Raw genomic sequence first — 11060 nt, 5'->3', positions numbered from 1 at the left:
GTTCGCCACGTTCGACCCAACCCATCTCAAGAACGGTGGACAGCAGAGGATTTCGATGTGGGCATCCGGCACTGGGGACGGCTGTTCCACAGCAACTGAGTTATCTGCGTGCCCTGCCGAGGCAGCTCGACTTCCCGCACGCCACACGCCCAGTCTCGACACGCACGGCCATGGAATTCCCTAGTGTCGGGCGGACCTCGGGGCCGGCCGCACGCGAAGGCGCCGGGGGCGCCGCAGAGTGTCTGCGGCACCCCCGGCGCCTTGTGTCTCCTGGGCTCTCTTTCGGATCGGTCCAGGGTCCCCGGGCCGGGCCCTGGAACGCGCGTCCGCGCCGGTGCCCCCGGCGGACCACGGGAATGCTGTGCTACTTGATGAAGTCCTCGATGACACGGGGCGGCCAGGTCCCCACCGTCAGCACCCCCATCGCGTACGCGCGGGAGACCAGGGCCGCGCGGTTGGGGACCTTCAGTTTCCGCAGCAGTCCGGTGACGTGATACTCCACGCCCTGCCGGCTGAGATACAGCCGGGACGCCAGCGGAATGGTGGACAGACCCGCTGCGATCCCCTCCAGAATGCGCGCGTCGATCTCGCTGAGCAATTTCTTGCGCGGCGCCACCACCGCGTCGTCCTCCTCGCTCTCCCCCGACCGCATCACGACGAGAACCGAGGCCGGGTCGGGGGCGGCGCCGCTCACGGCGGTGGCCGCGAGGCTGCCGGTGAACACGTCACCTGCCGGCCGCAGCGCCACCACGTGCGCGGCGAACCGGTCGCGGCGGCCCTTCAGCAGGCGCTCGAACTGCCCCATGAGCGGCTGCCGCACACTGGGGTGCACCAGATCGCGGAACTTGCGCCCGCAGACGTCGGGTGCCGTGGTGGCGGATTCGGACGGAGGAGCGGCGAGTACGTCGACGGAGGCCGCGGCGGGGGTGGCGAAGTGACGAAAGAAGTCCTGGTTGGCCTGACGAATCGTCAATTCGGAGTCCAATAAGGCCATGCACACGCCCGGCCGGTCGGACGGCGGCCGCTCTCCGCGCCGTCCCGCCACGCCGGCCGTACTCGGGCCTGTCGAGAACTGCGGAGCATCCACCAGAGCAGAAAACATCAAGGGACCGACATCCTTTCCAACCCCCGTCGGCAAAGGCAATAAAGAGATCGAGCGAGAGAGAAATCCGGAGAACGAAGCGGGCCGGGCGGACCGAGGGGGCCCGGCGACAGTCGGGAAGGAATTCCGTTCCCCCCGACACAATCGACACTAAGGAGCGATCCGGACAAGCGTCAACGCTCACCCGGCCCCCACCGCTAAACCTGTGGTCGCGCCCCCGCTTGGTACGGTCCCGCACCACCCTTTCGGTCCCCCCGAACGTCCCCCACGCCATTGCCCTTTCGGTCCCACCGAACACCCTGCGACGTTGCCCTTTCGGCCCTACCGAACACCCTGCGCCGTTGCCCTTTCGGTCACCCGAACACCCCGCACCGCTGCCCTTTTGACCTCGCCCGAACACTCCGGTAAGCCGCAAGGTAACGGGCATTCACCACGGCACACTCAGCGCGAAACGAGCATCCCGCCCGCGCTTCGGCCTGCCAGCAACTCGCGTCGTCCCGAAACACCCAACTTCCGGTAACACGCCGTCAGATGCTTCTCCACCGCACGGGTGCTCACCCCGAGTTCGCCGGCGATTTCCTGATTGGTAAGGCCCCGACCCACCAGCGAGAGGACGTTGCGCTCGCTGTGGGTGAGCGATACCTCCGCGCTCGGAGCGGCGGTTCCCAGGGCCGCGTGGGCGCGTTCGGTCAGCCAGGGGGCGCCGCTGGCGGTGGCGAGATCGGCGGCCTCGCGCAGCACCGCCTTCGACTCCTTGCCGCCCTCCAGGGTGCGACCCAGCTGCAGGAGTGTCCGGGCCAGTTCGAGCGTGCCGGCGGACGTGCGGAGGACCTCGGCGGACTCACGCAGGGCGGGGACACCCCCTGCGCCGGACAGGAGGGCCTTCAGGCGCAGCGCGCGGCCGAGGGCGGCGGGGGCCGCCCACTGCCGCGCCCAGGCCAGCTCTTCCTCCGCCAGGGCCAGCGCCGGGCCGGGCTGGCCCAGCCGGTGGTGGAGGACGATGGCGCGGGGCCGCCAGGGGAAGAGGGCGGAGTTGCGCCAGCCGACCGCCTCCAGTTGGCGGCCGCAGGCCAAGGCGGATTCCAGGGCGTGGACGCCGCGGCCGCGGCGGGCGTCGAGCGAGGCTTTGAGGAGTTGCAGCATGGCCGTCAGGGCGAGGCTGTCCGGCCAGCGCTGCCCGGCGTCGTCGACGAGTCTCTCCATCAGCTGGATGTCGCCGGTTTCCATGGCCACCGCGGCCCGGACGGCGGCGGTGGGCTCGCGCCAGTCCGCGTCGGCCAGTTCGGCGGCCCGGTCGGCCTGTTCGCGGGCCTGGGTCAGGCGGCCGCGGGCGAGCTGGATCAGGGCGTTCTCGGCGTGCACCACCGCGTGCGGGCGGTCGCGGTGCTGCTCGCAGGACAGGCGGGTGGTGATGCCCTGCACGGTGTCGGCGGCGTACAGGGCCACCACGACCAGCGGGAGTGCGGTGCAGGCGCGCGCGCCGGTCACCGGCTCGCGTTCCAGGAGCTGTTGGGCCAGGGTCGCCACGTCCGCTGCCGACAGAGCACTCGAGAGAACCGCCGCGTTGGTCAGCACGGCCGCCAGTTCGCGGGCGCCGCCGGTGTCCATGGGGGGCGGGGTGCCCAGTGCACGCAGGCGGTCCACCGCACCGGTCAGCTCCGTCGGGTTCTCGTGCCCGGCGTGCCACAGGCGCGCTTCCAGGCGCAGCGCGATGTCGCGGGCACGTCCCTGGTGCGGCGCCATGGAGCCGAGGTCTTCGGAGACGCGGCGCAGCAGGTCCACCGCCGAGGGGCGTGCCTGGCCCAGGAAATTGGGTGGGATGCGCAAGGTGGCGGCGGCTCGGTCGGTAGCCGATGGCAGCAGGCGGACGGCCTGGCTGATGTGGCGTTCGCAGGCGGCGGGGTCGATGCCGCGTTCGGCGCCGGCCAGCTCGATCAGCAGGCGGGCGCGCTCGACGTCGCCCGCGGTGCTCTCCAGCAGGGCGCGTTGCAGGTAGCGGGCGGCGGTGCTCGGCACGCCGCGGCGCAGCGCGGCTTCCGCGGCCGTCCGCAGTATCCCCACGGCCCACGGGCGGTGGGTGGCGGTGACGGCCATCAGCAGGTCCGCGACGTGTTCGGCGGGGCGGCCGGTCTGGTGGAGGAGTTCGGCCGCGGCGTATCGGGAGCGTTCGCGTTCGGCGACGGTGAGGGTGGATTCGACGGCGTCGCGGACGACGCGGTGAAGGAAGCGCGGGGTGTCGTGGGGGGCGAGCAGACCGAGGTGGTGCAGGGTGCGCAGGGCCTGCTGGTGGCCGATGACGTCCAGTCGCGCGTGGCGCTGGACGAGCTCGGGCTCGCAGTGGTCGCCGAAGGCGGCGATGGCCGCGGCCAGATCGCGTACGGGGCCGGGCTGGGCGTACAGGCAGCCGGCCAGGCGGTCGCGGAGCTGGGCAGGGCGCTGCGCGCGGACCTGGTGGACGTTTTCGGCGATGGGGCGGTGCCCGCTCTGGGCAAGGTCGCGCAGGACGGACTGGAGGAAGAGGGGATTGCCTGCGCAGGTGTCGTGGCAGGCGTGGGCGTAGCTGTCGTCGGCGGGTTCGCCCAGGTGGTGATGGATCAGGGCCCGGGTGCTGTCGAGCGAGAGCGGGGCGGGACGCAGGATGTCGGCGGCGTCCGCGAGGTCGCGGACGAGCGGGTGCTGGGCGCGGGGGTCGCCGTCGCGCAGGGTGCACACAAGGGCGGCACGCAGCCCGTGCGGGCGCCGGGCCAGGTAGGCGAGCCAGCTCAGGGAGGGGAGGTCGGCCCACTGCAGGTCGTCGACGAGGATGAGTACGGGGCCGGTGGTGCAGGCTTCGGCCAGCAGGGACCGCAGGCCGTGCAGGACGGATTCGGAGACGGGGGCGTCCTGGTCGTCGGGGACGGGGAGGCGGCAGGTGGGGAGCGGTCGGGCGGGATCTCCCGCCTCCTGGTCGTCGGGGTCACCGGCCAGGAGGGGGACGAGGAGCTGGTGGACGATGCCGAAGGCGAAGTCCTGCTCCATGGCTGCGGCGTTGGCCCGTAGGACCCGTAAACCATCGGGCGAATGCGCTCCGGCCTCCTGGAGGAGTGTGGATCGGCCGATGCCCACAGGGCCGGTGAACAGCAGGGCGGAGGAACGACCGTCCTGTGCCTGACGTACTGCGGTGTCGATGCGTGCCAGTTCGGATTCCCGCTCATACACCATCGGTTACGTCCCTTTCCGTCGGACGACTCCGCGCGGGGAGTTCCTTGCGTGAGGTGATGCCCAGCTTCTTGTACGTACCGCTCAGCCGGAGCTCGACGGTGCGCCGGCTCACCCCGAGCTGTTCGGCGATCTCTCGGTTGCTCAGGCCGCGGCGCGCCAGTTCGGCGGTCTGCCGCTCGGCGGGCGACAGGGCGGCCCACTCCTCGGGGACGGTGGGGTCGTCGGGGGTGGCGGGCTGTTCCAACCGGGCGGTGAGCCGCCGTACGCGTTCGGCCAGGCGGCTGTCGGCCGGGGTGACGGTGAGGCGGGACAGTTCGGTCAGCAGGCGGGTCGCGGTGGCGTGGTCGCCCTTGGTGACTTCCTCGCCGGCGAGTTCGGCCAGGACCTCGGCGTAGGCGAGCCGGGTGGGCAGCCGGCGCGGCGCGTGGAGGGACGCACCGGCGTCGGCGGGCGACTCCCGGTGGTCGAGTGATCCGGCGCACAGGTGGGCCAGGCCCATTGCGCTGGGGGCGCCCCAGTGGCGGGCGAGGGTGAGTTCCTCGCGGATCAGGCGCTGGGCCTGTTCCTTGTCGCCGAGGGTGAGACAGGCTCGGGCGGCCATGGAACGCCAGGGCAGCATGATGGGGTTGGCCCATTGTTGCCGCAGCCGCCAGCGTCCACACTCCTTGAACAGTTCGAGGGCCTCGGCCCAGCGTCCTTCGTCGGCGGCCACGCGGGCGCGGGCGTACAGGAGGTAGGACCAGCGGACGCCGTGTTCGATGCCCGGCGGCATGGGAGTGTCGAGCAGGGCACGGGCCTCGTCGCCGCGGCGGGTCTCCAGGGCGATGAAGGTGCGGATGGTCACGAGGTGCGGGGCGGCCAAGGGGTGCCAGGCAGCGGCGGGCAGTGCCCGTTGGGCGTCCTCCACGACGCGTTCGGCGGCGTCCAGGCGGCCGCCGCGCACGTGCAGTTCGGCGGACAGGAGCAGGGCGCGGGCGAGAGGGGCGGGGCTGTGGCGACGGCGCAGTTCGGCGACCATCGCGGCGAGGTGGTCCTCGGCTTCGGTGGCGGCGTCGGTGAGCCACAGTGCCTTGGCGGCGGCCAGGCGGGGCATCACGGGTGCGGCGTTGCCCGCTTCCAGGGCGCGGCGGGCCAGTTCCGCGGCCGTTGTGCGGTCCCGGCCGCGCGCGGCGAGCTGCCAGGCACGGATGCCGGCCTGGGCGGGGGCGAGCGGGCGTTCGGACAGGGCGGGGACGCCGGGGACGGGGACATCGGTGGCGTCGGGCCCGGCCTCGGCGGCGTACCAGTACAGCGCGATGAGGTCGTCGCGCTCGCTGCCGTGGGCGGTGGCGAGGGCCTGGGCGGCGGCTCGGCGGCCCCAGGAGTCGTCGCCGCGGGCCAGGAGCATGTCCAGGGCCCGGACGCGCAGTCGGGCCCATGGCTCGCCCTCGCCCGGCGTGTGGATGAGGGTGGCGAGCCTGCGGTCGCCGGCTTCGGGGGCGGCCACGGCCTGGGCGCCGGCCAGGTCGAGGCTGATGCGTGCGCGCTGCAGGGGGGCTTGGGGCTCGTCGAGGGCGCGATCCAGGTAGGTGGTGGCGCGGGCGAGGTCGCCGCGGCGCAGGGCGGCACCGAAGCTGCCGCACAGGGCGTGGACCGCCCAGGGTTCCCCGATGGGCGGTGCCTGGAGGAGGAGGCGGGCGATGTCCTCGTCGTCGGCCACGGCCCGGTAGGCGAGGTGGGCGGCGCGGGCATGCAGGGCGGCGCGTTCGGCAGCGGGCGTGTCCTCCAGGATGCGCTCCCTGGCGACGGGCATACGGATGCGCTCGTAGGAGCCGTCGGGGGTGGTGAAGCCGGCCACTTCCAGCGCCTCGCGCAACCGGGATTCGCGTACGGTGCGCAGCCCGGCCAGGGAGCAGTTCAGGGGGAAGTTCAGCAGGTCGCCGCTGACGGCCAGCGCGCGCAGGACGGCGGTGGCCTCGTCGGACAGCCCCCGCAGGGCGCGCCCCACGCGGTCGCCGATGATGCCGGTGACCAGGGCGCGCAGCTGCGGGACGCGGTCGGCGGTCGGCCGGTGGCCGGCCTCGGTGAAGCAGTGCAGGGCCGCGTGCAGGATGGCGGGACTGCCGTGCGACGCCTCGGTGGCCGCGGTGGCGAACCCCTCGTCGCAGGGGGTGCCGCAGATCTGCTCGGCGAGGTCGGCGACCGCGCGAGGGCTCAGCGGCCGGACGGTGAGATGGCGGGTCAGCCGCGCGGAGGGGGCGGCGTCGGCCAGCCATTCGGGGCCGTGCGGGTCCAGGCCGGTGCGACCGATGAGCAGGGCGAGGGGGATGCCCGTGGACAGCCGGCGCACCAGGGCCTGCAGCCAGTGCAGGGAGGCCGCGTCCAGCCACTGCGCGTCCTCCACCGTCACGAGCGTGGGTGTGCGGCGGGTGGTGTGCAGGAGTTCGGGCAGGCCCGGCAGGCCGTCCGGCTCGCGCTGCCCGCGCAGGGCCCGCAGGGAGCGCTCGGCCAGCTCGCCCAGCGGGGTGAGGAGTTGGGCCACGACTCCGTGGCGCAGGTCGCGTTCGGCCAGGGAGCCGCTGACGCGCAGAACGCGTATCGAGCGCTCCTCTGCGAGGCGGGCGGTCCAGCGCAGCAGGGCGTTGTGGCCGAAGCCGGGGCGGCCGGTCACGGAGACGACGGCGGGGCGGCCTTCGCCGAGTGCGGTCACCACCTGCCTCAACTGCGCTTGCTCCGGCTCGCGTTCGAGCAGGGCCGGGTCGGTGCGCCGACGCCCCGCCCGTATAAACCCAGCGTATAGCTGCTGGTCCGTCAGCCCTGTCACAGACATCACCCCGGCCGCCGTCAGCGCTGTCCGCGCCGCCGCGACGCCTCCTGCGGCACCCGTTCCGCGTAGACGCCCGGGGAGCGGAGAACCGGGGCGAGCTGGGCGCGATCGGATATGTCCAACTTGCGGTACACGCTTGTCAGATGCGTCTCGACGGTGCGCACGGTGACGTACAGCGACTGTGCGATCGAGCGGTTCTTGGCGCCGCCGGCGGCCAGGCCGGCGACCTTGCGTTCCATGCTGGTGAGCAGGTCCAGGGGCGAGGCGGTCATCTTCCGCATGCGGCCGCCCGCCGCCAACAGGGCGCCCCGCGCCTTCTGGCTCAGCGCGAGGGCGCCGCACCGCTGGGCGAGGTCGGCCGCCGCGCGCAGGTGCTCGCGCGCAGCGCGTAGCTCGCCGGACGCCAACAGAGCCTGTCCCAGGACGAGTTCGGCGCGGGCGTGTTCGACGCGGGCCGGCGAGGCGGACAGTTCCCGTACCGCCTCGCCCAGTAGCTCCACGCCCCTCTCGCCGGGGGTGGCCACGCCGCGGGCCAGGGCGGCCAGGCCGAGGACGCGTGGGGTGCCCCAGCGCCGCGCGAGCCGCGTGCCGTGCGCGGCGGGCTCCTGGGCCTCCTCGGCGCGGCCCAGTTCCGCGAGCACGCAGGCCGCCTCCGCCCACCAGGGCAGGTATGCCGCGTGGCGCACTTCGGCCTCCTCCAGTGACCTGCCGCACTCGCGGAACAGCGCCAGTGCGCCCTCCGCGTCCCCCAAGGCGTGGCGGGAACGGCCGTGGGCCATGAGGTAACGGTGGTAGGTCCACACGTACTGGTCGCGCCAGGCGGGTGCGGTGCCGGTCAGCAGCTCCTCGGCACGCGCGGGCTCGCCCCGGTCCACCAGTACGCCCGCCAGGGCCAGGCGCGGCAGAACCATCATCTCGCCCCATCGTTCCGCACCGCAGATCCGCACCGCCGTCCCGGCGTCCGCGAGCGCCTCCGGGAGTGCGCCCAGGCCGTGCAGGTGCAGGGCGCGGATGGACAGGGCCAGGGTGTAGGTGCGTAGGGCGGAGTTCTCCCGGCCGTGGCGCAGGAGACGGTCCAACGCGGCCATCGCGTCCTCGGTGCGGTCGGCGAGGTCCAGGACGAAGGCGGAGTTGATCAGGGACAAGCTCTTCAGGGGAAGTTGGTGGGAGCGGGCCGCGCGCAAGGCGTACTCCACCGCCGGTTCGGGGGCCTGGCCGTCGAGTGCCGTCAGTACGGCCGTCGCCGCCAGCTTCTGGCACTGGGCGGGAGTGTCGCCCGCGGGCACGGTCATCGCCGCGGCCCGCTTGCGTGTCGCGGCGATCGTGCTGCGGCTGTGTGAGCCGACGATCATCAGCACCGACTCGACGAGCGTGCGCAGTTCCCGGTCGGCGGGCAGGGGGTCGGGGCCGAGTTCGGCGTCGAGGGCGTCCAGGACGCCTTCGAGCATGCCCAGGGCGGCGGAGTTCTCGCGCGCGGCCAGGCAGGTCGTCCCGAACTGCGCGGCGATCCTCGCCCGGGTGCGGATGTCGACGCTGGGCTCCAGCGCTCCGCGGAGCAGGCCGATGGCCTCGGCCGGGTCGGTCTCGGCCAGTGCCCCGGCCAGCCGGACGCGGACCTCCACGCTGTCGGGGTCCACTTCCAGTAACCGGTACAGGTAGCGGGCCGCGGTCTCCGGGGCGCCGCGCGCCTCCGCCAGGACGGCGGCCTCCAGCAGGACGCCGGGCATCCATGGTTCGGATATCGAGGGCAGCGGCAGGAGGTGGTCGGCGACCTCTTCGGCGGGCCGCCCCGCGTCGCTCAGGATCAGGGCCGCCCGCGTGCGCAGGCCGGACAGCGCCCGGCCGTCCAGCGGTGCCAGCACCGCCGCGCGCACCGCGCCGTCCGCCAGGTGTCCGCCGCCGGACGTCAGCAGTCCGGCCTCGCGCAGCACCGTCAGTGCGTCCTCGACGACATCGGCGGGGACGGCGGCCAGGGAGCCGACGTGGTCGGCGCCCCGCTCACCGAGCACCGCCACCGCCCGCGCGACCTCGCCGACCCAGGACGGCCGACGGTCCAGGAGTTCGCGCGCCCAGGCGGCCAGGACGCGGCCGCCGGTCTCGGCGATCCGGTCGGCGTCGCCCACGCCCGAACCGGCGCCCTCGGCCCGCAGCGCGCGCAGCAGGCGGCCCAGGAGGCGGGGGTTGCCGCCCGTCACGGACCAGGCGCGGATGGCGAAGGCGGGGGTGGCGGGTGCCGGGAGGAACTGCCGTACGGCCTCGGCGACATCCTTCTCGGCCAGCGGTCGCAGGCGCAGCGTCGTGGTGCGGCGGCCGGCGGTGAGGTCCGCAAGGGCGCGGTGGGCCGGGGCGCCGCGAGCGTGGGCGGCGGCCTCGGTCTGCTGGGTGAGGACGATGAGCAGGGGGAGGCCGTCGGCCCGGCGCAGCAGGAAGTCCAGCCAGCGCAGGGAGAGTTCGTCGCAGTGGTGGACGTCGTCCAGCGCGAGGACGAGCGGGCGGCGGCTCAGCTCGTTCGCCGCGAGGCGGTACAGGCCGTGGAACGCGCGCTGGACGGCGCGGGCGTGCGGCGGCTCACCGGCCAGCGCGCCGGGGGTGAGGGCGAGGAGGGCGCCGCCTTCGAGGGAAGCGCCCTGCACGGTGGGGCCCAGCAGGCCGCGCACACCGCTCAAGGGGTCGCCCGAGGAACCCTCCTCGCAGAGGCCGTGCAGAACCGTCGCGTGCCGGCAGGCGCCCCCGTCGAGGAAGGCACGCAGCAGGGTGGACTTGCCCATTCCGGTCGGGCCGGTCACGACCGCCGAGGCCGTATGCCCCCAACGCGCCGCGTGGGCGAGGCGGTTGAGCGTATCCATGTCGTCGGTCCGGCCGACCAAGGTGCTGTTCGAGAAGGAAGTGACGCTCCGATCTCGCACCATAGAGCTCCTCGCACCTCGGACATACAACAGAGGTGACGGAACGTCACCATATCGTGTCGTAAATCACTCTAAAGGGTGATGACCGACGTGTCTTACAGTACACGATCGAACAAGCTACGTGATCGAAAGCTGCACCTCAGTGCGTGAACTATTGGCCAGAGGTGAGGTGTCCGCGCAGCAGCGCAAGGACGGCGGGAGCCTGGGAGCTGAGGTAGAAGTGACCGCCCGGGTAGACCCGGAGGTCGAAGGCGCCCGTGGTGTGCGCGCGCCAGTCCCCGGCCTCCTCCAGCGTGGTCTTGGGGTCGCTGTCACCGGTCAACGCGGTGATCGGCGCGTTGACCGCCGCCCCGGGGTCGCAACGGTAGGTCTCCACCGCGGTGTAGTCGCTGCGGATCGCCGGGAGGACCATGCGCAGCAGCTCCTCGTCGCCCAGCAGCGAGGCGTCCGTACCGGAGAGCAGCTTCAGCTCGGCGACGATCCCGTCGTCGTCGCGCCGGTGCACGCTCTCCGTGCGGTAACGCGAGGGCGCGCGCCGCGCCGAGGCGAAGAGGTGCGTCAGCTCGCCACCGTCGGCCTCCAGCCGCCGGGCCACCTCGAACGCGACCATCGCGCCCATGCTGTGCCCGAAGAACGCCGTCGGTCGCGACATGAGCCGGTCCCGGAGCGCCGCGTACACCTGATCGGCCATGGTCCCGATGTCGCCGGGGCTGGTCTCGGTGCGCCGGTCCTGGCGGCCGGGGTACTGCACCGACAGCACCTCCGCCACGGACGACAGCTGCGCCGACACGGGGTGGAAGAAGGAGGCGGAACCGCCCGCGTGCGGAAAGCAGACGAGCTGGCGCGGGCGCTCCGGCGCCGGGTGGTAGCACCGGGCCCAGAGCCCTTCCACCGCGTTCGTCGTCATGGTGCCCGTTCCTCCTCCTCGCGATGGCACGGGACCGGTCCGCCGGGATGCGGCGGCCGATCACCGGGCCCCTGTTGGTCCACACCCCCATTCCACAAGGAGGAAGGGGGGAAATCACCTAGTGTCCGTGCTCCGGGT

General features: G+C 73.2%; 5 protein-coding genes. All 5 read right to left on the bottom strand.

All coding sequences use genetic code 11. The features are described 5' to 3' along the window. Positions 1-364: 364 nt before the first annotated feature. The 5 genes from ACGFML_RS25970 to ACGFML_RS25950 all read right to left on the bottom strand — a co-directional run bounded on the left by ACGFML_RS25970 (position 365) and on the right by ACGFML_RS25950 (position 10922). Positions 365-994 carry a LuxR C-terminal-related transcriptional regulator gene (locus tag ACGFML_RS25970; RefSeq protein WP_393547524.1) on the bottom strand — a complete coding sequence of 210 codons (630 nt, stop codon included), beginning with the start codon at positions 992-994 and terminating at the stop codon, positions 365-367. Positions 995-1543: 549 nt separating this feature from the next. Further along, positions 1544-4303: an ATP-binding protein gene (locus ACGFML_RS25965; RefSeq protein ID WP_393547522.1), complete on the bottom strand. Its 2760-nt coding sequence runs from the start codon at positions 4301-4303 to the stop codon at positions 1544-1546. After that, positions 4293-7112 carry an AAA family ATPase gene (locus ACGFML_RS25960; RefSeq protein WP_393547520.1) on the bottom strand — a complete coding sequence of 940 codons (2820 nt, stop codon included), beginning with the start codon at positions 7110-7112 and terminating at the stop codon, positions 4293-4295. Before ACGFML_RS25960 ends, ACGFML_RS25965 begins: the two co-directional genes overlap by 11 nt. Before the next feature lie 14 nt (positions 7113-7126). Next, positions 7127-10018, bottom strand: coding sequence for an AAA family ATPase (locus ACGFML_RS25955; protein ID WP_393547518.1), 2892 nt, complete (start codon positions 10016-10018; stop codon positions 7127-7129). A 148-nt stretch (positions 10019-10166) separates the two neighbouring features. Then, positions 10167-10922, bottom strand: a complete 756-nt coding sequence (locus ACGFML_RS25950) for a thioesterase II family protein (protein ID WP_393547516.1) — start codon at positions 10920-10922, stop codon at positions 10167-10169. Positions 10923-11060 lie beyond the last annotated feature (138 nt).

It is taken from the genome of Streptomyces sp. NPDC048650, from assembly GCF_043199095.1.
In the GTDB taxonomy this organism is placed as follows: Bacteria; Actinomycetota; Actinomycetes; order Streptomycetales; family Streptomycetaceae; genus Streptomyces.
This window is presented reverse-complemented; position numbering and strand designations above follow the sequence as displayed.